Source organism: Kocuria soli (genome assembly GCF_003797835.1).
Taxonomy (GTDB): domain Bacteria; phylum Actinomycetota; class Actinomycetes; order Actinomycetales; family Micrococcaceae; genus Kocuria; species Kocuria soli.
Genome location: NZ_RKMF01000004.1, coordinates 185,403 through 208,414 on the forward strand (window position 1 = coordinate 185,403; position 23,012 = coordinate 208,414).

The 23,012-nt window shown below is 68.2% G+C and carries 18 protein-coding genes; 6 read left to right on the plus strand and 12 right to left on the minus strand.

Features of this window, described 5'->3' with window-relative positions:
- Window positions 1-97: 97 nt before the first annotated feature.
- The 5 genes from EDL96_RS04645 to EDL96_RS04665 all read right to left on the minus strand — a co-directional run bounded on the left by EDL96_RS04645 (window position 98) and on the right by EDL96_RS04665 (window position 5,685).
- The gene (locus tag EDL96_RS04645; RefSeq protein WP_123824640.1) at window positions 98-1,297 is read right to left on the minus strand and encodes a pseudouridine synthase; all 1,200 of its coding nucleotides are present in this window, start codon (window positions 1,295-1,297) and stop codon (window positions 98-100) included.
- Window positions 1,298-1,605: 308 nt separating this feature from the next.
- On the minus strand, window positions 1,606-2,205 hold the full coding sequence (gene scpB / locus EDL96_RS04650; RefSeq protein WP_233568685.1) for an SMC-Scp complex subunit ScpB: 600 nt from the start codon (window positions 2,203-2,205) through the stop codon (window positions 1,606-1,608).
- On the minus strand, window positions 2,202-3,104 hold the full coding sequence (locus EDL96_RS04655; protein WP_123824641.1) for a segregation and condensation protein A: 903 nt from the start codon (window positions 3,102-3,104) through the stop codon (window positions 2,202-2,204). Before EDL96_RS04655 ends, scpB begins: the two co-directional genes overlap by 4 nt.
- Entirely contained in the window at window positions 3,104-3,997 is an 894-nt protein-coding gene (locus tag EDL96_RS04660; RefSeq protein WP_123824642.1) for a ParA family protein, read from the minus strand. Before EDL96_RS04660 ends, EDL96_RS04655 begins: the two co-directional genes overlap by 1 nt.
- Window positions 3,998-4,266: 269 nt before the next feature.
- The gene (locus EDL96_RS04665; protein ID WP_123824643.1) at window positions 4,267-5,685 is read right to left on the minus strand and encodes a cation:dicarboxylate symporter family transporter; all 1,419 of its coding nucleotides are present in this window, start codon (window positions 5,683-5,685) and stop codon (window positions 4,267-4,269) included.
- Between the two features lie 229 nt (window positions 5,686-5,914).
- Here EDL96_RS04665 and EDL96_RS04670 point away from each other — a divergent pair, with 229 nt between their 5' ends.
- The gene (locus tag EDL96_RS04670) at window positions 5,915-7,675 is read left to right on the plus strand and encodes a sensor histidine kinase (RefSeq protein ID WP_123824644.1); all 1,761 of its coding nucleotides are present in this window, start codon (window positions 5,915-5,917) and stop codon (window positions 7,673-7,675) included.
- Complete coding sequence (locus EDL96_RS04675; protein ID WP_123824645.1) at window positions 7,672-8,403, plus strand: response regulator; 732 nt, start codon at window positions 7,672-7,674, stop codon at window positions 8,401-8,403. The genes EDL96_RS04670 and EDL96_RS04675 overlap by 4 nt, the downstream gene beginning before the upstream one ends.
- 4 nt (window positions 8,404-8,407) lie before the next feature.
- Here EDL96_RS04675 and EDL96_RS04680 read toward each other — a convergent pair whose 3' ends face one another.
- On the minus strand, window positions 8,408-10,399 hold the full coding sequence (locus EDL96_RS04680) for an AMP-binding protein (protein ID WP_123824646.1): 1,992 nt from the start codon (window positions 10,397-10,399) through the stop codon (window positions 8,408-8,410).
- A 229-nt stretch (window positions 10,400-10,628) separates the two neighbouring features.
- On the opposite strand from EDL96_RS04680, the gene EDL96_RS04685 reads away from it, so the two are divergent.
- The 4 genes from EDL96_RS04685 to EDL96_RS04700 all read left to right on the plus strand — a co-directional run bounded on the left by EDL96_RS04685 (window position 10,629) and on the right by EDL96_RS04700 (window position 14,994).
- On the plus strand, window positions 10,629-11,357 hold the full coding sequence (locus EDL96_RS04685; protein ID WP_123824647.1) for a GntR family transcriptional regulator: 729 nt from the start codon (window positions 10,629-10,631) through the stop codon (window positions 11,355-11,357).
- Between the two features lie 69 nt (window positions 11,358-11,426).
- Window positions 11,427-12,947, plus strand: a complete 1,521-nt coding sequence (locus tag EDL96_RS04690) for an MmgE/PrpD family protein (protein ID WP_123824648.1) — start codon at window positions 11,427-11,429, stop codon at window positions 12,945-12,947.
- Window positions 12,947-13,855, plus strand: coding sequence for a methylisocitrate lyase (gene prpB / locus EDL96_RS04695; RefSeq protein ID WP_123824649.1), 909 nt, complete (start codon window positions 12,947-12,949; stop codon window positions 13,853-13,855). The genes EDL96_RS04690 and prpB overlap by 1 nt, the downstream gene beginning before the upstream one ends.
- The gene (locus tag EDL96_RS04700) at window positions 13,852-14,994 is read left to right on the plus strand and encodes a bifunctional 2-methylcitrate synthase/citrate synthase (protein WP_123824650.1); all 1,143 of its coding nucleotides are present in this window, start codon (window positions 13,852-13,854) and stop codon (window positions 14,992-14,994) included. The genes prpB and EDL96_RS04700 overlap by 4 nt, the downstream gene beginning before the upstream one ends.
- A 213-nt stretch (window positions 14,995-15,207) precedes the next feature.
- On the opposite strand, the gene EDL96_RS04705 is transcribed toward EDL96_RS04700, so the two are convergent.
- The 6 genes from EDL96_RS04705 to EDL96_RS04730 form a co-directional block, all read right to left on the minus strand.
- On the minus strand, window positions 15,208-16,431 hold the full coding sequence (locus EDL96_RS04705) for a D-alanyl-D-alanine carboxypeptidase family protein (RefSeq protein WP_123824651.1): 1,224 nt from the start codon (window positions 16,429-16,431) through the stop codon (window positions 15,208-15,210).
- 105 nt (window positions 16,432-16,536) lie between these two features.
- Entirely contained in the window at window positions 16,537-17,535 is a 999-nt protein-coding gene (locus tag EDL96_RS04710; RefSeq protein ID WP_233568686.1) for a site-specific tyrosine recombinase XerD, read from the minus strand.
- A gap of 19 nt (window positions 17,536-17,554) precedes the next feature.
- Entirely contained in the window at window positions 17,555-18,256 is a 702-nt protein-coding gene (locus EDL96_RS04715) for an NUDIX domain-containing protein (protein ID WP_123824652.1), read from the minus strand.
- 90 nt (window positions 18,257-18,346) lie between these two features.
- The gene (locus EDL96_RS04720) at window positions 18,347-20,080 is read right to left on the minus strand and encodes a CTP synthase (protein ID WP_123824653.1); all 1,734 of its coding nucleotides are present in this window, start codon (window positions 20,078-20,080) and stop codon (window positions 18,347-18,349) included.
- A gap of 48 nt (window positions 20,081-20,128) precedes the next feature.
- Window positions 20,129-21,865: a DNA repair protein RecN gene (recN, locus tag EDL96_RS04725; RefSeq protein ID WP_123824654.1), complete on the minus strand. Its 1,737-nt coding sequence runs from the start codon at window positions 21,863-21,865 to the stop codon at window positions 20,129-20,131.
- Window positions 21,862-22,977 carry an NAD kinase gene (locus tag EDL96_RS04730; protein WP_123824655.1) on the minus strand — a complete coding sequence of 372 codons (1,116 nt, stop codon included), beginning with the start codon at window positions 22,975-22,977 and terminating at the stop codon, window positions 21,862-21,864. The genes recN and EDL96_RS04730 overlap by 4 nt, the downstream gene beginning before the upstream one ends.
- Window positions 22,978-23,012: the final 35 nt, after the last annotated feature.

The window sequence follows — 23,012 nt, forward strand, 5'->3', positions numbered from 1 at the left end:
GGCGTTGGTCGCCGTCGTCGCTGATTCGGGTACCGAGGATTCAGGCTCCGTCGATTCCGTCAGGGAATCCGCGTCCCGCCCTGCGTCAGCGACCACGTCAGCTGCTCAGTCCGACGGAGGCGAGCAGGTGCCCCACCTCGGTCTTGGACAGGTCGCGGACCACGCCCTGCTTCTGGTTGCCGATGCGGATCGGTCCCACCTGGGTGCGGACCAGCCGCTCCACGGGGTGCCCCACGGCGTCGAAGAGGCGACGCACAATGCGGTTGCGACCCGAGTGCAGGACGACCTCCACCAGGATGTGCCCCGGGACGGAGTCGACCAGGCGGAAGGAGTCGACCTTGGCGATGCCGTCGTCGAGCATGATCCCTTCCTTCATCTGATCGCCCACGCCCTTCTCCATGGGGCCGCGGACCTGCACCAGGTAGGTCTTGGGGACCTCGTAGGAGGGGTGGGTGAGGCGGTTGGTGAGTTCGCCGTCGTTGGTCAGCAGCAGCAGACCTTCGGTCTCGATGTCCAGGCGCCCCACGTGGAAGATGCGGTGCTGGTGACGGTGTGGCACCAGGAAGTCGGAGATGCATTGGCGGCCCTCCTGGTCTTCCATGGTGGAGACCACGCCTTCGGGCTTGTTGAACGCGTAGTAGACCAGTTTGTCGTCCAGCTGGATGGGCAGGCCGTCCACGGTGATCTCCGCGGTCTTGGGGTCCACGCGCACGCCGAGTTCGGTGACCACCTCACCGTCCACGGTCACGCGCCCCTCGGAGATCATCTCCTCGCACACGCGCCGGGACGCGACTCCCGCGTTGGCCAGCAGCTTCTGCAGGCGCACGCCCTCGGCATCGTGGACCTCGAGGCGGTCCACGGGCGGGTTCTTGGGACGACGACGACGGTGCGGTCCGTAGATCGCCACCTTGTCCGGCATCTTGCGGCCGTAGCGATCGGTGTTCGCGTAGGGACGGTCACCGCTCTGCTGGCCGCCGCGCTGCGGTCCCTTGCCTGCGGGGGCCTTGCCCGCCGGGGCCTTGGCGTTGCGGCCGGGACCGGACTTGCCCGGACCACTCTTGCCGGGGGCGGTGAACTTGCCCTGGCCGGACTTCCCGGAGCCGCCCGGGCCTGCCTTCCCCGCGGGGCCGCGGGAACCGGGCTTGCCACCCGGACGTCCGGCACTTCCGCCGGCGCGGTTGCCCGCTCCCGCACCGGAACGACCACCGGCTCCGCCGCCGGGGCGTCCCTGTCCGCGGCCGGATCCGGCCTGACCTGGGCGTCCGCCGCGGTTGTTGTTCTGTCTGTTCTCAGCCATGTCTCACTGTCCTGTTCAGGTCTGTGGTGGAGTTCGCGCGGGGGATGGCTCATCCGCACCGCGTGGGGCGCCGTCGTCGTGAATGACTTTCCGCACGATCCCGCCAGGGGACGGGGATTGCGGGGCGCAGCAAAGCCCCAAGTCTACCGCGAGCCACCCTCCAGCGCCCGACCACACCGTTAGCTGTCGATCACACCTCGCATACGCGGTGTGGTCGCAATGGCCGGTGGGGTTGGCGGGGAAAGGGGCACGGGAAAAGGTGCGCGGGGCGCGGGCGGGAAGGGCGGGGCGGGAAGGGGGCGGCGGGCCTAGCCCTGGAACTCGTCCAGCTGGTCGACGCCGGGCAGGTGCGGGGAGATCTGCGGGAGCTCCTCCAGGGAGTCCAACCCGAGCTTCTCCAGGAAGTACGGGGTGGTCGCGTACAGCAACGCGCCGCTGATCGGGTCCCGGTCCACCTCAGCCAGCAATCCTCGCGCCACCAGGGTGCGGATCACGCCGTCCACGTTCACGCCGCGGATCGCGGACACCCGGGCGCGGCTCACGGGTTGCCGGTACGCGACGACCGCCAGCGTCTCCATCGCCGCCTGGCTCAGCCGGGAGGTCTGTCCCTCCAGGACGAAGGCCTGGACCAGGGGGGCGAATTCGGCGCGGGAGTAGAACCGCCAGCCACCGCCCACCTTGCGCAGTTCGAAGCCGCGCGGGACGCCGCCGGCCGGGCCCACGCCGTCGTACTCGGCACGCAAGGAATCCAAGGTCGCGCGGATCTCGGCCACGGGCACGGACAGCACCTCGGCCAGGTCGAAGTCGCTCACGGGCCGATCGGCCACCATGAGCACGGCCTCCAACGCAGCGGCCAGTCCCCCGGGCAAGGTGTCCGGATCCGGGACCGTCGACGGTTCGGCGCTCACGAGCCCACCTCCGCAGCAGTTTCCGGTCCGGCCGCGGCGTCGTCCTCGGGAAGCACCGGGCGGTCGTGTTCGTCGGAGAGCCGGTCGGAGGTCCAGTCCGAGTCGGCCGTCCAGGTGACCCACAGTTCGTCCAGGGGCGCCTCCTGCCGCAGCTCGACGGCGCGGTCCCGGAACAGTTCCAGAATCGCCAGGAACCGTACGACGACGACCAACACGGACTCCGCCTGCGCGATCAACGAACGAAAACCGTGCTCCGCACCGTCCTCCAAGAGCAGCCGCAACTCCTCGGCCTCCTGGCGAACCGTGACCGCGAATCCGTGCAGGTGATCGGTCCCGACCTCCGTGGGGATCTCGGCGCGGGTCTCGAACGCCTTCCGGGCGATCTCGGCGAACTGCTCGGGCGTGGTGCGCCACACCAGTTCGGGCAGCAGGGACGCGAATTCGGGGTCAAGCGGCACGGACCGGGCCTGCCGGGCGGATTCGGTGCGCATGGAATCGGCCATGAGGTGGGAGACGTCCTTGAACGCCTTGTACTGCAACAGGCGGGCGAACAGCAGGTCCCGGGCCTCCAGCAGAGCCAGGTCCTCTTCGTCGTCGACCTCCCCGCGGGGAAGCAACCGAGCGGCCTTGAGATCCAGCAGGGTCGCGGCCACCACCAGGAACTCCGAGGCCGCGTCGAGCGCCGCCGGGGAGTTCTCCAGGCGCAGCGCCCGCACGTACTCGATGAACTCGTCCGTGACCGCGGACAACGCGACGGTGGTGATGTCCAGCTCGTGCTTGCCGATCAGACCCAGGAGCACCTCGAACGGACCGGCGAAGTTCTCCAGTTCCACGGAGAACCCGGAGGACAGACCCGGCGACAGCTCACCGGAATCCACCTCGGCCACCAGTGCGGTCATCAGGGCGCGCCGCCGCGGGAGATCAGTTCCCGTGCCAACTGCCGGTAGGACTCCGCACCCGGGTGGTTGGAGGCGAAGGACAGGATCGGTTCGGCGGCCACCGTCGCGTCCGGGAACTTGACGGTGCGCTTGATGACGGTGTCGAAGACCTTGTCCCCGAAGGCCTCCACGATCCGGTCCAGCACCTCACGCGAGTGCAGGGTGCGGGAGTCGAACATGGTGGCCAGCACGCCGTCGATCACCAGCTTGGGGTTCAGACGATCCTGGACCTTCTCGATCGAGTCGACCAGCAGTGCGACGGCGCGCAGTGCGAAGAACTCGCAGATCAGCGGGATGATCACGCCGTGGGAGGCGGTCAGCGCGTTGACGGTCAGCAGGCCCAGGGAGGGCTGGCAGTCGATCAGGATGACGTCGTAGTGCTCCTCGACCTTGCGCAGCGCGGAGGCCAGGACCTGTTCTCGGGCCACCTCGGAGACCAACTGCACCTCGGCCGCGGACAGGTCGATGTTCGCGGGCATGAGGTCGATGTTCTCGACCTCCGTCTCCAGGATCACGTCCCAGGGGTCCACACCGCGTTCCATCATGACGTTGTAGATGGTCTGGTCCAGCTCGTGCGGGTTCACGCCGAATCCGGCGGACAGCGCGCCCTGCGGGTCGAAGTCCACCATGAGCACCTTGCGCCCGCATTCGGCCAGCGCGGCACCCAGGTTGATGGTCGACGTCGTCTTCCCCACGCCGCCCTTCTGGTTGACCATGGCGATGATCCGCGCAGGGCCGTGAGAGTCCAGGGGCGCAGGATCCGGGAAGGTCCGTAACGGGCGACCCGTGGGGCCGACTTTGCCCGCGCTGGCGTCGTCCAGTTCCGGGAACCGGTCCTCGCTCTTGCTGCTCACTCGCGTACTCTCCTCGGAATCTCGGAAGTCTGGTGTGTGTGCGCGGCGTCGTACCCGCGACATCACGGGTTCACCGGGGGAAGGCGGTGGCGGCAGGCGCACACGTTCCCGGCCAGACTACCGCCGGGGCCAGTTTTGCGCAGAACCGGTGAGACCGCCCCGGACCAGGGCTGAGACAAGCACCTGAACAAGCACTGACCGGTGCGTTCGCCCGCCCATCGTTGATGATGGGCGGGCGAACGCACCGGTCAGCGGGAAACCAGGGTGGGTCAGTAGACCTTCGAGCCCGGGTAGCCCTCGGTGGCCTGTTCGGCCGAGTTGGGCGAGGCGTGCGGATCTACGGCCATGCTGGACTCGTCGAAGGGCAGCTGGCCGGAGAGGACGTCACGGACGCGCTGCTTGTCGACCTGCTTGACCCAGACGCCGAGCACCAGAGTAGCCACGGCGTTGCCGGAGAAGTTGGTCAGGGCACGGGCCTCGGACATGAACCGGTCGATGCCGACCACCAGACCCACGCCGTCCACCAGATCGGCGCGGTGCGCCTGCAGGCCGGCAGCCAGGGTGGCCAGACCGGCGCCGGAGACACCGGCGGCACCCTTGGAGGCGATGATCATGAAGACCAGCAGCGTGATCTGCTCCCCCAATGCCAGGGGCGTACCCATCGCGTCGGCCACGAACAGCGAACCCATGGTCAGGTAGATCGCGGTGCCGTCCAGGTTGAAGGAGTAGCCGGTCGGAACCACGATGCCCACCACGGGCTTGGAGACGCCCAAGTGCTCCATCTTGGCAATCAACCGCGGCAGAGCGGCTTCCGAGGACGAGGTGGAGAAGATCAGCAGGTATTCGCGGGCCAGGTACTTCATGAGCGAGAAGATGTTGACCCCGCTCACGACCTTCAGCATGATCCCCAGGATCACCACGATGAACAGCACGCACGTGATGTAGAAGGCCGCCATGAGCACCACCATCGAGGTGATGGCATCCACACCGGTGGTACCAACCACGGCGGCGATCGCGCCGAAGGCACCCAGCGGGGCCAGCCACATGACCATCATGAGCAGTCGGAAGACGATCGCCTGGATGTAGGTCACGGCTTTGAGCACGGGCTTGCCGGATTCGCCCATGGCCTGCAGGGCGAAGCCGACCAACAGGGCGATGAACAGGGTCTGCAGAATATTGCCGTCGGTCAGGGCGGAAAGCAGCGTGGTGGGGATGATGCCCAGCAGGAAGCCGACCATGCCGCCTTCTTCACTGCTACCGCTGTGCGCGGCATCCGCGGTGGCCGGCACCTCGTAGGTTGCCTGACTCATGTCCAGGTTGCTGCCGGGGTGGATGATGTTTCCCACCACCAGGCCGATGGCCAGGGCGAACGTGGACATGGTCAGGAAGTACGCCAGAGCCATGCCGCCGACCTTGCCCACGGTGGCTGCCTGGGCGATCGAACCCACGCCCAGCACGATGGTGCAGAAGATCACGGGCGCGATCATCATCTTGATCAGCGCGATGAATGCCGTACCCACGGGCTTGAGCGCCACCGCGACGTCGGGGGCGACCAGACCCAGGACGGCACCGGCGATCACGGCGACGATCACGGAGATGTAGAGAAGGTGGGTGCGGTCCTTCTTCTTGGCGGGTTTGCCCTGCGACGACGGTGTCGCGTTGGCGGGCTCAGAAGCTGCGTTGGCCATGAGTTCCCCTCTTTCGCATCAGCTTGCACATCAGCATGTCGGCGCCGGTGAATTCACGGCGGATACTGGACGGGCCGGTCCCGAGGCACTCTCGCCTCAGATTCACGTCATAGAGTCCCCCGGGAACGTGACCGGCGTCGCATTACGGTCATAGTGGTCGTGATCACAAGTCAGATTGCCGTGGCCGCCCGCCGTCGCAATCCCCCGTCCCGCGAGAGGAGCACCCGCCGTGTCCCTGGCACGCCGCTTCCTGCTGATGCAGCTCCTGTTGGTGCTGGGCATCACCGTGATCGTGGCCGTCGTCCTGGTGGATCGCACCTCCTCCGACGTGGAGGCCCGGGCCCGCAGCGTCACGCGGGCCACCACGCTGACCCTCTCCGAAGACATGTGGATCGCCGAACAGGCCAAGACCGAGGACCCCCACGCCACGCTGCAGCCGTTGGCCGACGAACTCGTGGCGGATTCGGACATCGACTGGGTCACGATCATGGACACCGACGGCACCCGGTGGACCCACCCGTGGCCCGAGTACGTGGGCAAGCCCTACAGCGGGTCGATCGACGCCGCCATGGACGGCCAGATGAGCACCACCACGGAGATGGGACAGATGGGCATGTCCGCCCGCACGATCGCACCGGTGCGTGACGAGAACGGGGAGATCGTGGCCCTGGTGGCCACCGGTGTTTTGTTGGACAACATTGCCTCGGACTCCTGGGCGCAGGTCCCCCTGCTGATCGCGATCGCGGTGGTCCTGTTCCTGGCCGCCAGCGCCGTCACGGCCGGGCTCTCCCGCTACCTGTCCCGCGTCACGGGCGGTCGCCAACCGGAGGAACTGGCCGAGGCCGTGGCCGTCCAGGACGCCGTTCTGGAGCGAGCCGCGCAGGGCCTGCTGCTGGTCGACGACGGTCGCCTGGTCCTGGCCAACCCCAGAGCCCGCGAACTCCTGGACACCGACGACGACGTCCTTTCCGAACCGAGAGTCCACACCTCCACGCTGTGGCGCATGCTCGAACGACGGCGAGCGCGCGGCGTCAAGCTCGAGGACCTGAACCTGCCCGAGGAGCTCGTGGCCTTGTTGCTGGCGGAGGAGAACGTACTGGAACGCTGGGTCGTGGTCGGCGAGCACACGCTGATCATCAGCACCGCCCCGGCGTCCAAGCCCTCCAACGGCACCGTGGCCGTGGTCCGGGACCACACAGAGCTGAGCCGATTGTCGGGCCAGCTGCAGTCGACCACTCTCATGGCCGATGCCCTGCGCTCGCAGACCCACGAGCACGCCAACCGGATGCACACGGTGGTCTCCCTGCTGGAGCTGGACCGCCCGGAGGAGGCGCTGCGTTTCGCCTCCGAGGACCTGCGGCGTTCGCGCAACCTCTCCGGCGATCTCGAATCCGCCGTCACCGACCCGGTGCTGGCCGCTCTCCTCCTGGGCAAGACCTCGTCCGCACATGAACGCGGCGTCCGCCTGGACGTCAGCGTGCACGGGAATCCGCCGTCGTTGCCGTTCACCCCGGGTGAGACGGTGACCGTCGTCGGGAATCTGATCGACAACGCCGTGGACGCCCTGGTCGAGTACCGGGACACAGCGGGACCGGAGGTCAACTCGGCAGAGGCCCCGGCGGCACCCCCGACCGTGGAGGTCGAGCTGACGGAGATCGACGACGGCGGTCGCCCCGCCGCGCTGCTCACGGTCGCGGACAACGGCCCCGGCATCTCCCCGGAGCTGCAGGACACCGTCTTCCAACGCGGCTTCAGCACCAAACCGGTGGACAACGGGGACCCGAATCGTGGCGTCGGGTTGGCCCTGGTGCGCACGGTCGTGCAGCGGCACGGTGGCACCATCGAGTGTCACGACGACGGCGGGGCCGTGTTCGTGGTGACGTTGCCCCTGGTTCCCTCAGAGGAATCCCTTGAACGCACGCCCGCCCCTGCGGCCCTGGACCGCGGTCCCGAACCGAATCCGACTCGCCCGATGGAGGCCGACGCATGAACCCCGAGGTGACGCGAAACCTCGGCGGGACCGGCCCAGCCCTGCGGGTGTTGATCGTGGAGGACGAGCCGCTGACCGCCGAGTCGCACTACGAGTACGTGCGCCACACCCCCGGGTTCGAACCCGTGGGAACGGCCGGGACGGCGGCGGAGGCGTTGCGTGCCGTGGCCGGTTTGCGGAAGACCGGGCGCCCCGTGGACCTGATCCTGTTGGACGTGAACCTTCCGGATGCCACGGGCCTGGACGTTGCCCGCAGGTTGCGCGGTGCCGGGGAGAACGTGGACCTGCTCGCGGTCACGGCCCACCGGGACGTGGACACGGTCCGGGCGGCCAGCGCCCTGGGCGTGGTGGGGTACGTGATCAAGCCCTTCCTCCGGGAGGACCTGGTCCGTCGGCTCGAGGCCTACCGCGACTACCGGCAGGCCCTGGACGCCACTGGCACGATCGACCAGGTCAACCTGGACCGGGCCATGACCGCGCTGCGCTCCCCCGGTCAATCCACCACCACCCCCAAGGGGTTGGCACCGGACACCCTGCAACGGGTCCAGGAGGTCCTGGCCGGCGGGGAATGGTTGTCCGCGACCGAACTGGCCGCCCGGGCCGGCATGTCCCGGGTCACCGCTCGCCGCTACCTGGAACACCTGGCCGAACGGCATCTCGCGCAGCGGCGTCCGCGGCACGGAACCGTCGGGCGGCCGGAGATGGAGTACGGCCGCCCGACGGCATGAGCACTCAGGCTCCCGCGCGCAGCACTCCCGAAATGGCTTCCAGCACCGCCGGGTCCTCGATGGTCGACGGCACGGGAGCCTCGACGCCGTCGGCGATCTGACGCATGGTCTTGCGCAGGATCTTGCCGGAGCGGGTCTTGGGCAGTGCGTCGACCACCGCGATGTGCTTGAGGTCGGCCACGGCACCGATCTGGTTGCGCACCATGGCCACGAGTTCCTGGATCAGGCGCTCCTCGTCGATGTCCGCGCCCGCCTTGAGCACCACGTAGCCGGAGGGTCGCTGCCCCTTGAGGTCGTCGGCCACACCGATGACCGCGCACTCGGCCACCTTGGGGTGGGAGGACAGGACCTGCTCCATGTGCCCCGTGGAGAGCCGGTGGCCCGAGACGTTGATGACGTCGTCGGTGCGGCCCATGACGTAGACGTACCCGTCCTGGTCCATGAGCCCGGAGTCACCGGTCGCGTAGTACCCGTCGAAGGCACTCAGGTAGGAGTCGATGAAGCGCTGGTCATTGCCCCACAAGGTGGCCAGCGTGCCCGGGGGCAACGGCAGTTTCACCGCGATGTTGCCCTCCTCGCCACGCTGCACGGGATCTCCCAGCGGGTCCAGGATCTCCACCTGGTAGCCGGGGATCGGAACGGTCGGGGACCCGGACTTGAGTTCCAGGGCCTCCAGCCCCATGGGGTTGCCCGCGATCGCCCAGCCCGTTTCGGTCTGCCACCAGTGGTCGACGACGGGAACGTTCAGGACGCGGGAGGCCCAGCTCCACGTCTCCGGGTCCAGTCGCTCGCCGGCCACGTAGAGGGTTCGCAGGCTGGAGATGTCGTAGTCCTTGACCAGCTCGCCCTCCGGGTCCTGGCGTCGGATGGCGCGCAGCGCGGTGGGCGCGGTGAAGAACGACTTGACGTCGTGGTCCTGGATCAACCGCCAGAACGCACCGGCGTCCGGGGTGCCCACGGGCTTGCCCTCGTAGATGACCGTGGTCGCACCGGCGATCAAGGGTCCGTAGACGATGTAGGAGTGGCCCACCACCCAGCCGACGTCGGAGGCCGTGCACATGACCTCCCCGGGCGCCACGTCGTAGATGTTCTCCATGGACCAGGCCAGGGCCGTGGCGTGCCCGCCGTTGTCGCGCACCACGCCCTTGGGCGTGCCCGTGGTGCCGGAGGTGTAGAGCACGTAGAGAGGATCGGTGGCCGCCACGGGAACGCAGTCGGCCGGTTCGGCCTCCGCGACCGCACCGGCCCAGGACTTCCAGGCCACGCCGCTGGAAGAACTGTCGGCCTCCGCCTGCATCTCCTGGACGGAGTGCTCGAACCCGTCCCGCTCGTGCACGAACACGGTTCCGGGGGTGTGCTCGGCCATGCCGATCGCCTCGGCCACCGCGGGCAGGTACTCGATACGACGCTTCGGCTCCACACCACCGGAGGCCGTCACGACGGCGGTCGGCCGGCAGTCGTCGATACGCGCCGCGAGTTCCTTGGGCGCAAAGCCGCCGAACACCACCGAGTGGACAGCGCCCAACCGGGCTGTGGCAAGCATGGCGATCGCGGCCTGGGGAATCATGGGCAGGTAGATCAGGACGCGGTCGCCCTTGCCCACACCAGCCCCTGCGAGCACGCCCGCGAACGCGGCGACCTTTTCCTGCAGCTGCGCGTAGGTGATCTTCTCCTGGAAGCCGAGCACGGCGGAGTCGTAGATGATCGCGGTGCGGTCCCCGTGGCCGGCTTGCACGTGGCGGTCCACGGCGTTGTGGCAGGTGTTGAGCACACCGTCCGGGAACCAGCGATAGATCGGGGCGTTGGAGTCGTCGAGTGCCTTGGTGGGTGCGGTCTCCCAGTCGACGCGCTGCGCGGCATCCAGCCAGAACCCCTCGTGGTCTTGGACGCTGCGGGCGAATTCGGTCGCGTAGGTGCCGTCGCCGGGCAACGAACCGAGGTCCCCGGCTGCGCGCGGCTCCGTGGTGTCCTGAGTGGGTTCTTCGTGCTGGCTCATGGCCGGTTCCTTTCGCTGCGGTCTCGGACTCGGTACCCCTTGTACTCGGGTGCCCGTACCGGTCTTCGTCACTCGTCCGTCACTGATGGCCACACTAGTGACCCCGGTCACGCACCACCACCCCTATGTATACATTTTTCCAAGTTTCTTCGAGCATTTTGCGGCAGATGCTGTGAATTGCGCGATCTATGTATACATTAGGCGCAACGGCTACGAGAGGAGGGTCACCGTGCGAGCCAGCCAACGCGTGTACGAACAACTGCGCAGCGAGATTCTCGACGGCGTCCTTCCCCCCGGTCAGGTGCTCGGTGAGGTCGAGCAGTCCCAACGGTTCGGCATCTCCCGCACCCCCGTGCGTGAGGCCATCGGCCGCTTGGCCGCAGAAGGCCTGGCCGAACAGCAGGGTGGCCGCGGCGTCGTCGTCTCCGAAGTCACGGTGGACGACATCGCGCCCCTGTTCGAGGTGCGGGAAGCCCTGGACATCCAAGCGGCCCGGCTGGCGGCCCTGCGCTGCGACCCCGCCGAGTTCGCGGCGCTGGCCGACCGGCTCGAGGAGGTCGCGGGCCTTTTCGACTCCTCCCAGCACAGCACTGACCAGGATCCGCCCGCCACGTACTACGAGCTCGTGGAGCAGATGGATCGCGCCATCGACGCCGCGGCCGCCAACCCATGGCTGGACGCGGCGTCGTCGACCGTGCGTATGCAGCTGGCCCGCGTGCGGCGCCTGGCAGCCCATGACCCTTCGCGCCTGGCAGCCGCGGCGCGGGAACACGAACAGATCGCCCGCGCCATTTCCACCGGCTCCACCCAGTTGGCCGAAGCGGCGGTCCGTCTGCACCTGAACAACGCCCTGAACTCGGCGCTCACCCGAGCACCGCTCAGTGGCCAGCGCGAAGCAAGCCTGCCGGAAGCAAGCCACACAGAAACAAGCCCGCGGGAAGCACCCGCCCGTACCTGACACCGGGCAACCGCCCGAATCCCAGCAAGTGGCCCGGCGCCGTCGGGCAGAACCACGAGAGGACACTCCATGACCGTCAACCACTCCGTCCGAGTCCACCCGTCATCGGACAACCTGGCCAAGGACGACCAGTTGGCATGGAAGGTCGCCGAGGTGGCGGCGGACCCCGTGGAGGTCACGCCGGAGGTCACCGACATGGTGATCAACCGCGTCCTGGACAACGCCTCCGTGGCCATCGCCTCCCTCAACCGCGGGCCGATTGTCTCCGCACGTGACCAGGCGCTGACGCACAAGCCCGGCCCCGGCGGGACCGGTGCGGGCGTGTTCGGCGTGGATGCCGCCCAGACCAAGGTCTCCCCCGAATGGGCTGCCTGGGCCAACGGCGTGGCCGTCCGCGAGCTGGACTACCACGACACCTTCCTGGCCGCCGAGTACTCCCACCCCGGTGACAACATCCCGCCGATCCTGGCCGTGGCCCAGCACGCGGGGTCCAACGGCCGGGACCTGGTCCGCGGTCTGGCCACCGGCTACGAGATCCAGGTGGATCTGGTCAAGGCGATCTGCCTGCACAAGCACAAGATCGACCACGTGGCGCACCTGGGCCCCTCCGCTGCCGCGGGCATCGGCACCCTGCTGGGGCTGGACAAGGACACGATCTTCCACGCCATCGGCCAGGCGCTGCACACCACCACCGCCACCCGGCAGTCCCGCAAGGGCGAGATCTCCACCTGGAAGGCCCACGCCCCGGCGTTCGCCGGCAAGATGGCCGTCGAGGCCGTGGACCGTGCGATGCGCGGCCAGACCTCCCCCACCCCCATCTGGGAGGGCGAGGACGGTGTGATCGCCTGGATGCTGGACGGCAAGGACGCCGCCTACGAGGTCCCCCTGCCCGCCCCGGGCGAGGCCAAGCGCGCCATCCTGGACTCCTACACCAAGGAGCACTCGGCCGAGTACCAGGCCCAGGCCTGGATCGACCTGGCCCGCAAGCTGCACTCCCAGCACCCGGAGATTGCCGATCCGGCCAACGTGGAGCGCATCGTGCTGCACACCTCCCACCACACGCACTACGTGATCGGTTCGGGCGCGAACGATCCCCAGAAGTACGACCCCAAGGCCACCCGCGAGACCCTGGACCACTCGATCCCCTACATCTTCACGGTGGCCCTGCAGGACGGGTCCTGGCATCACGTGGACTCCTACGCCCCCGAGCGTGCGGGCCGTCCGGACACCGTCGAGCTGTGGCACAAGATCACCACGGAGGAGGACGCCGAGTGGACCCGCCGGTACCACTCGCTGGACATCTCCGAGAAGGCCTTCGGCGGCCGCGCGGAGATCGTGCTCAAGGACGGCTCCACGATCGTCGACGAGATCGCCGTGGCCGACGCCCACCCGCTGGGTGCCCGCCCGTTCGCCCGGGAGCAGTACCTCACCAAGCTGCGCACCCTGGCCGACGGCCTGGTCGCAGACATTGAACTGGAGCGGTTCATCCAGGCCGCCGAGAGCCTGCCCGAGTTGGGCGCCGGGGACCTGGACGCACTCAACGTGACCGCCGCCGTCGAACTCAAGACCGGCACGAAGGGGATCTTCTGATGCTGTACTCACACGTCACACCCGAGGCCAAGCGCCTCAAGTTCCGCGAATTGCTCGCCGAGGACCGTTGTGTCCAGTTCCCGGGCACCTTCACCCCGCTGGCCACCAAGGTCATCCAGGACAAGGGTTTCGACGGCGTCTACATCTCCGGTGGCGTGCTGGCCAACGAACTCGGGCTTCCCGACGTCGGCCTGACCACCCTCACGGAAGTGGCCCAGCGCGGCGCCCAGATCGCCCGGTCCACGGACCTGCCCACCCTGATCGACGCGGACACGGGATTCGGTGAGCCGATGAACGTGGCCCGCACCATCCAGGAACTCGAGAACGCCGGCGTCTCTGGATGCCACATCGAGGACCAGTTCAACCCCAAGCGCTGCGGCCACCTGGACGGCAAGTCCGTGGTGGACCTGGAGACCGCCGTCAAGCGCATCCAGGCCGGGGTGCAGGCACGCCGCGACCCGAACTTCGTCATCATGGCGCGCACGGACATCCGGGCGATCGAACCTCTCGAGGTGGCGATCGAACGCGCCCAGGCCCTCGTGGAGGCCGGCGCGGACGTGATCTTCCCGGAGGCGCTGCGGGACATCTCCGAGTTCGAGGCCGTGGCCTCGGCCGTGTCCGTCCCGGTGCTGGCCAACATGACGGAGTTCGGCAAGTCCGAGCTGTTCACGGTCCAGCAGCTCCAGGACGCCGGGGTGTCCATGGTGATCTACCCGGTCTCGGCCCAGCGGGCCGCCATGGGTGCGGTCGAGCGACTGTTGGACACCATCAAGGCCGACGGCACCCAGCAGGCCGCCGTGGCCGACATGCAGACACGTGCCCGCTTGTACGAGACAGTGGACTACGACGGTTACGGCGCATTCGACAGCAATGTCTTCAACTTCGAGGTTCCCGGAGGACGATCATGAGCGAGAATACTGAGATCAAAAAGGGCCTGGCCGGTGTGGTGGCCGATGTCACCGCCGTCTCCAAGGTCAACCCCGATTCCAACTCCCTGCTCTACCGGGGTTATCCGGTGCAGGAACTGGCCGCCAACTGCTCGTTCGAGCAGGTCGCGCTGCTCATGTGGAACGGGGAGCTGCCCTCCGACGAGGAGCTGGCGGAGTTCACCGCGTTCGAGCGTGCCAATCGCGCGTTGACCCCGGAGCTCAAGGCCGTCATCGACGCCCTGCCGACCGACTGCCACCCCATGGACGTGTGCCGTACCGCGGCCTCCGTCCTGGGTGCCCAGCATCTCAAGGCCGAGGACGAGTCCCCCGAAGCAGAGCTGGAGAAGGCTCAAGCGCTGTTCGCCCAGATGCCGGCCGTGGTCTGCTACGACCAGCGCCGCCGCCACGGGCAGGAGCCGATCGAGCCCCGCGAGGACCTCAACTATTCGCAGAACTTCCTGTGGATGGCCTTCGGCGAGGAGGCCGCACCGGAGGTGGTCGAGGCCTTCAACGTCTCGATGATCCTGTACGCGGAGCACTCCTTCAACGCCTCCACGTTCACCGCCCGCGTGGTGACCTCCACGCTGTCCGACCTGCACTCGGCCGTGACCGCTGCAATTGGCGCACTCAAGGGCCCACTGCACGGCGGCGCCAACGAGGCCGTCATGCACACCTTCGAGGAACTCGGCATCCGCAAGGACGAATCCGCGGAGGAGGCCGAGGCCCGCGCCAAGGCCTGGATGGACGACGCCCTGGCCCAGAAGAAGAAGGTCATGGGATTCGGCCACCGCGTCTACAAGAACGGTGACTCCCGGGTGCCGACCATGCAGGACGCCCTGTTCCGCATGCTCGACCACTACGACCGCCCCGAGCTGCTGGGCCTCTACAACGGCCTGGCCAAGTCCATGGACGAGGCCAAGGGCATCAAGCCCAACCTGGACTACCCCGCGGGGCCGACCTACTGGCTCATGGGCTTCGACATCCCCACGTTCACCCCGATCTTCGTGTGCGCCCGCATCACCGGCTGGACCGCCCACATCATCGAGCAGCGTGCGGCGAACTCCCTGATCCGGCCCCTGTCGGCCTACAACGGTGCGGAGGAACGCCATCTGAGCTGAGCCCCTTGGCCTCCCGGCCCGTGACGTCCCTCTTCGGGAGCGACGGCGATGGGTGGCCTCCCTTGAACTGCTTCGCTTGACGTTCCACGGGAGGCCACCCATCGCCGTCGTCGTCGTTCCTGGCTGCTTGCCAGGGACTGTGACAGGGATAAGGCCCTCCCGGCGGCCCGGAAGTGGCCTTTTCCCTGTCAGAGTCTGCTGGCGGTCAGGGCCTCAGTAGGTCGGGGCCTTCGGCTGGCCCAAGTACCCCTCGTACGTCACGTACCCGCTGTTGTGGAGCGATGTGGAGGTCTTGGTCCCGACGTACCGCAGATGCCACGGCTCGTAGGCGTACCCGGTGGTGGCAGTGTGGCCCTTGGGGTAGCGGATGATGAACCCGTACTTCCAGCCGTTGTTGGCGATCCACCGGCCGGCCGGAGTGGTCTCGAAGCAGGCTTGGAGCGCGCAGGCTCCGTTCGGGTTGCCCACGTCCACGGTGAGTCCGGTCTGGTGTTCGCTGTACCCCGGCCGGGCGGAGATCAGGTCCGCCTGGGCTTGGCCGTACTGGTTCACGTACCCGTTGTAGAGCGACGACTGGGTGGAGTAGGAGCGGTATCCGCTGATCGCGGTCAGCGCCACGCCTTGTGCCGAGGCGTCACCGCGCATCCGGTCCCAGGCGTCCGCGGCAGGGTCGCGCAGGTAGATGCCGCTGGTGGCACGCAGGTCGCCCGGGACATGGGTCTTGGGGTTCAGCGGGCGCCTCTTGTTGACCAGGACGAAGACGCTGCTGGCCTGGTCGGTGCTCCGATGAGTTCGCGTGCCCCCACCGGCGGTCCACGTGATGCGGCCGCGTTCGAAGGACTGACTGCACCCTGAGGATCCACAGCCCTTGTCGGTCGTGGGGTAGCCCAGCGGCCCGCTCGCCCGCTTCTGAGCGTCCCACGCCGAGTACGTCGCACCGTTCACGGGGTGAGCGCCGTTGCCCGGGCTCCAGTAGATCCGCCCGCGTTGGAAGGGCTGCCAGCACGCCCCGTCCCGCAGTCCGCAGGCTTTGTCTGCCGTGGGGTACCCGAGGGTTCCGCCTTCGCGACCGTGCTTGAGATACGAACTCAGGGTGGCTCCGGAGACCACCTTTGCACCGGTTCTCGGTGACCACAGGATGATGGCCCTCCGGTAGCCCCGCACACACCCGCCCTGCGCCAACCCGCAGCGTTCCGCAGTGACGGGCGGCCCCATCCACCCGGACGAGCCGCCTTCAGCGGCGTGTTTGGCGTCAATCGCCGTGGCCGCTGAGGCCGATGTCTGGGAGGTGGCTGCCAGCGTCGACGACGTCAGCAGCGCCACGACCAACAGGACAAGAACCCGCCAGATGCTTCGGTGTCCCAGTGCATGTTGTGCAGTTGCCTGCGCTGCAACGCTGTGGGAGACCTGGGCGGCGGACGGCGCAGTCATGCTCATGCTCAGACACTAGATCCGTCGGGCCCAAAAATGTGCCCTCCGTCACATTGCACGTTGGTCACGATCCCGGTGCAGGTCACGGAAGAGTCGAGGCCCTGAAACCACTCACCGCGCCCGCGGGTGCGCGGTGCTCCAGACCTCCCGCAGGGAGTCGGCGGTGACCAACGTGTAGACCTGGGTGGTGGTCACGGACGCGTGGCCCAACAACTCCTGCACCACGCGAAGATCCGCCCCGCCCTCCAACAGGTGCGTGGCGAACGAATGGCGCAACGTGTGCGGGGTGACCTCCACGCCTTCCTCCGTCAGGCCAGATCGTTCGGCCGCGGCCTTGATCGTGTTCCACGCGGTCTGCCGACTGATCCGTCCGCCGCGAGCGTTCAGCAAGACGGCCGCCGTGGCCTTGCCCTTCGCCGACAACTCCGGTCGGCCACGAACCAGCCAGGCGTCCAAGGCCGCCACCGCCGGCCGCCCCAGCGGGACCATCCGCTGCTTGGATCCCTTGCCGAACAGCCGGATGAACGGGAGGCCGGGGTCCTCGCCGTCGGAGGCACCGCGGACCGCGGCGGAAAGGTCGTCGACGTCCAGACCGATCGCCTCCGAGACGCGGGCACCCGTCGAGTACATGACCTCCAACAGGGCGCGGTCCCGCAGCCCGGCAGGTGTGGAGGGGTCGGGAGCTTCCAGCAGCCGGGTTACCTCCCGCACCGAGATGGCCTTCGGGAGGCGCATGCCCGGCGTGGGCGGGGGTACTTCGGCCGCCGGGTCCGTCGTCGTCAAACCTTCCAGCGCCCAGAACCGGTGCGCTCCCCTGACCGCCACGACGACGCGCGCCGCGCTCCGGGCACTCAGACCGGCCCCAGACGGTGACCCGTCGACCGGACGCTGCAGGTGACGAACGAAGGCCGAGACGTGAGCGGCCTGGACCAACGTGGGGTCGTCAACGGGCGGAGCGACCGGCGGGTCCGCAACCTGCTGGACGAACTCCACGTATCGCGCAAGATCACGCCGGTAGGCACTGAGCGTGTTGGCGGCCAGCCCGCGCTCGACCACCAGGTGTTGGAGATAGCGATCAACGGCGCGTTCCAGCCGCGTGGGGGCAGTCACTGGTCTTGGCCGATGGCGGTCATCGCTGGTCCGGTGGGACGATCGAGCGGGTCACCACTCCCCCGGAGTGTCGGAGTTGCGGGTGAGCCGGCCAGGCTGCTGACGGGTCGCGCAGGGTGGACCACCCCGCGGCGCGGGCGGCGTGGGCCGCGAGCGCGCCGACCACCAGGTTGGGGCTGGTGACGCGGCCGTCCAGAACCGCCGCGACGACGTCGTCCAGGGGAACCCGGGCGCTGACGATCTCCGATTCCTCGTCGGAACGTTCGTGCCGCTCGCCTTCCGGGACCTCGCTCAGACCGCGGGCCAGGAACACCCGGATGGCCTCGGCCGAGGACCCGGGGCTGTTGTCGAAGTCCGCCAGGATCTGCAGATCCTCCGCCTCCAGGTCGGCTTCCTCCGCCAACTCCCGACGGGCCGTGACCTCCGGACGTTCACCCGCCACGTCCAGGATGCCCGCGGGGATCTCCCACATGGTCATCCCCACCGGGTGCCGGTACTGGCGGATCAGGTGCATACGGTCCTGGTCGTCCAGGGCCACCACTGTCACGGCACCCGGGTGGGTGATGAAGTCGCGGGTCATCCGCGGCCCTCCATCAGAGAGCTCGAACTCCTCGGACTGGACGTCCCAGATCCGACCTTCGTACACGCGCTCGGAACTCAGGACGCGCCGCGGGTCCACGGCGTCGGCAAGCTCCTGGGCTGCCAGTTCGACGAACTCCACGGCGATCCTTCCGGGTCGGTTGGTATGCGGTCGGTTAGTTGGCGGTCGGATGACGGTTACGGACGCCGAGCCGGTTCCGGCCCGCAGCGATCAGGCCTGGGCGGGTTCCTCGGCGCGAGAGGCCTGCCGGTCCAGGGCCGCCTTGACCAGACCGTCGAACAACGGGTGCGGGCGGGTCGGGCGGGAGAGGTACTCCGGGTGCGCCTGCGTGGACACGTAGTAGGGGTGCACCTCCGCGGGCAGCTCCACGAACTCGACCAGCGTCCCGTCCGGCGAGGTACCGCCGAAGACCAGGCCGGCGTCCTCGAGCTGCTGCCGGTAGGCGTTGTTGACCTCGTAGCGGTGACGGTGGCGTTCCTGGACCTCGGTCGCACCGTAGGTCGCAGCGACCACGGACCCTTCCTTGAGGGCGGCCGGGTACAGGCCCAGGCGCATGGTCCCGCCCAGGTCGCCCGCGCCCTCCACGAAGGCCTTCTGTTCCTCCATGGTGGCGATCACGGGCGTGGTGGTGTCCGGGTCGAACTCCGTGGAGGAAGCCTCCGGCAGCCCGGCAACGTTGCGCGCGTACTCCATGACCATGCACTGCAGACCCAGGCACAGGCCGATGGTCGGCAGGCCGGTGGTTCGGGCGAACTTCAGGGCGCCGAGCTTGCCCTCCAGACCGCGGATGCCGAAGCCACCCGGGACACAGATGGCATCCACGTCACCGAGTTCGCGAGCAGCGCCTTCCGGTGTCGCACAGAGGTCGGAGGCAACCCACTTGAGCTTGACCCTGGCGTTGTTGGCGAACCCGCCGGCACGTAGGGCCTCCGAGACGGACAGGTAGGCGTCCGGGAGGTCGATGTACTTGCCGACCAGACCCACGGTCACGTGGTTCGCCGGCTCGTGTACGGCGGAGAGCAGGCGGTCCCACTGCTGGAAGTCCGCGTCCTCGGAGGGAATGCCGAACCAGTCCAGGATGTAGGAATCCAGGTTCTGCGAGTGCAGCGTCTTGGGGATGTTGTAGATCGACGGCGCATCGGCGCAGGAGATCACAGCATCCACGTCGACGTCGCAGGAGTCGCCGACCTTCTTGCGCATCCCGTCCGGGACCTCACGATCGCAGCGCAGGACCAGGGCGTCCGGCTGGATGCCCAGGTTCCGCAGCGCGGCAACCGAGTGCTGGGTCGGCTTGGTCTTGAGTTCCCCGGAGGGGCCGATGAACGGGATCAGGGAGACGTGCAGGTAGAACACGTTCTTGCGCCCGATGTCGCGGCGGACCTGGCGGGCGGCCTCGATGAACGGCTGGGACTCGATGTCGCCGACCGTGCCGCCGATCTCGGTGATGATGATGTCCGGCGCCTCTTCACCCTCCGGCACGTTGTCCGCGTGCCAGCGCATCCGGGTCTTGAGTTCGTCGGTGATGTGCGGGATGACCTGCACGGTCTGTCCCAGGTACTCGCCGCGGCGTTCCTTCGCGATGACCGCGGAGTACACCTGGCCGGTGGTCACGTTGGAGGAGGCGTCCAGGTTCTCGTCCAGGAACCGTTCGTAGTGCCCGATGTCCAGGTCGGTTTCGGCGCCGTCGTCGGTCACGAAGACTTCACCGTGCTGGAAGGGGTTCATGGTGCCCGGATCCACGTTGAGGTAGGGATCGAGCTTCTGCATGGTGACATTGAGGCCACGGGCCTTGAGGATCATGCCCAGTGAGGAGGCTGTGAGTCCCTTGCCCAGGGAGGAGGCGACACCTCCCGTGACGAAAATCTGTCGGGTGACCTTCGCGGGAGCGGGGGTCTCGGACTGCGTCTGGCCTGCCGTCGAGGCGGCGTCGTATGCGTTCACCACGGGATTCGAGCCTATCACTGGAGGGAGGGGATCAGGAGGGGAAATACGTCAGGAGCCGTGTGACTCCGGTAGCACCGCGTTGTTGAGCAGTTCCTGGGCGTGTTCGCGTGCGGCCCGGGAGTCCTCATGGCCCGCGAGCATGCGCGCCAGTTCGACGACGCGTTCGTCATTGTCCAGGACGCGGACGTCGGAGACGGTCGAGTCCGAGCTCTTGGACACCAGGATGTGTTCGTCGGCGAATGCGGCGACCTGCGGCAGGTGGGTGACCACCAGCACCTGGACGTGCTGGGCCAGCATCTTGAGGCGGCGGCCGATCTCCACGGCGGCCTTGCCGCCCACCCCGGAGTCGACCTCGTCGAACACGAACGTGGGCACGGGATCGACGGCGGCCAGCACGACTTCCAGCGCGAGCATGAGCCGGGAGAGTTCACCGCCGGAGGCGCCCTTGCCCAACGGGCGCGGGGTGGCCTCCGCGTGGGGACGCAGCAGGAACTCCACGCGGTCGCGGCCGTTGCGGTCGAAGGACTCCGTAGGTTCGACCTCCACGACCAGTGCCGCGTTCGGCATGGCCAGGGCCCCCAGTTCCGCACGCACGGAGGTGCACAGTGCTTCTGCGGCGGCGCGTCGGCGATCGGTCAGTGCGAGCGCCTGTGCAGTCAGTTCGCGTTCGAGTTCCTCGAGCCGTTCGGCGAGTTCTTCCTCGCGGTGCGGGTCCTCGACCAGTGTCTCGAGTCGTTCGCGCGCGGTGCGGGCGAACTCGAGGACTTCGGTGATGTCGGCACCGTAGGTGCGGGTCAAGGACCGCAGTGCGGCTCGGCGGGACTCGACCTCGGCCAGCCGCGCCGGTCCGTCCTCGTCCAACCCCGCGGCGTACCCGGACAGGTCCCCCGCGACGTCGTTGACCAGGATGGACAGTTCCCTGACGCGTTTGGCCAGGTCTTCGAGTTCCGGATCCGCGTCCGACTCCTGGTCCAGCGCGTTCTGCGCCGCTGCGACCAGGACGACGGCGGCCGGTGCGTCCGGCTCGGCGTCGTCCCCGTTGAGGGCCGCGTGCGCGGTGGTCGCGGCCGTGCGCAAGGACTCGAGGTGGGTCAGTTTCTGCGATTCGGCATCCAGCTCGACGTCTTCGCCGGGCTGGGGTTCCACGGCGTCGATCTCTTCGAGCGCGACCTGCAGACTCTGTGCTTCGAGCGCGCGTTCGCGAACCTTTTCCCGGATCTCGCGCAGTTCGGCACGCGTGGTTTCGAACTCCTGGAGGGTCTGGCGATAGGTGCCCAAGAGCTGCGGGAAGTCGCCCGAGGCGTGCACAGTGGCGTAGGTGTCCAGGGCGTGCCGCTGCGCGGCCGCGGAGGTCAACCGCAGCTGGTCGGACTGGCCGTGGACCGCCACCAAGGTCTCGCCGATCTCCCCCAGCCGGGCGACGGGAGCGCCCCGGCCACCCACGTGGGCGCGTGATCGTCCGGCCGCCGCGACCGTGCGGCTCAGCTGGAGGGTTGCCGTGCCGTTCTCACCGGGCTCCCGGTCGACGTCGCCGCCAGCGTCCTCGACCAGCGCGACGGCGGCGTGGTCGGCGGGCACCGTGACCACGGCTTCGGCCAGCGCCTTGTCCGCCCCCGTACGCACGGCCCCCGCATCGGCACGATGCCCCAGGAGCATGTCCAGGGCGGTGACCACCATGGTCTTGCCCGCGCCGGTTTCGCCAGAGAGGATGCTCAGGCCCGGCCCCAGCGGCAGGACGGCGTCGGTGATGACGCCCAGGTCGCGGATGTGGATCTCCTCGATCACGAGGGGTCCCCGTCCTGTCCGCTTTCCTTCCCGCTCCGGTGGTCGGCGTCGTCGAACGGGTCCTGTGCGATCTCGCGGCCCACAGGGATGCGTTGACCCTCGACGGGTTGGGTGCCGTACGTCGGCTGGACGATGGGCAAGGTGGTGGTGGGCGGAGCGGCGTCCTCGGACGGGGTGCGCGGACCGCGCCAACCGACCGTGGGCAGCTCGAACTTCCGCACCAGACGTTCCGAGAACGGGGTCAGGTGCATGCGTGCCAGGGTCACTGGCCGCGGCGAGCGCGTGACCTCGATCCGGGACCCGGGCGGGAGGTCGACCGTGCGTCGCCCGTCGCACCACAGCACACCGCGGGCATCCGTCCGGGTCAGAACCTCCACAGCCATGGTCGAGGACGGTGCGACGACCAGCGGACGGGAGAACAGGGCGTGCGCAGACAGGGGCACCATCAGCAGGGCTTCCACCTCCGGCCAGACGACCGGGCCGCCGGCGGAGAACGCGTAGGCGGTGGAACCGGTGGGCGTGGCCAAGATGACTCCGTCGCAGCCGAAGCTGGAGATGGGTCGCTGGTCGATCTCGGTGACGACCTCGAGCATCTTCTCCCGGTCGCCTTTTTCGATCGAGGCCTCGTTCAGGGCCCAGGTGTGCAGCACCTTCTTGCCGTCCTGCCACACCACCACGTCCAGGGCCATGCGGTTCTCCACCGTGTAGCGGCCGTCGACCACGGCTTCCACGGTCTCGGCCAAACCCGATCGTTCGGATTCGGCCAGGAACCCGACGTGCCCCAGGTTGACGCCCAGCAACGGGACGTCGACGTCGCGAATGATCTCTGCGGCGCGCAGGATGGAGCCGTCGCCGCCCAGCACCATGACGAGTTCCAGTTCCCGCAGCGCACAGTCCGTGGGCAGCAGGTCCACCGGAGGCATGGCCTGCCCGTTCGTCGCATCGGCCAGGGCCCGGCTATCGTCCTCGGTCAGGACCGGCCGTAGACCGGCGTCATGCAATTGCTGAACGGTCTGTTCGGCGGCGATGCGCGCTTCAGCGCGGCCCATGTGGGCGAGCACCAGGACGCGACGGGGGCCCGCAACCTGGTCACCGGTCACGTCAGTAGTCATGCGTTCCAGCCTACGTGTTCGGGAGGACACCGTGG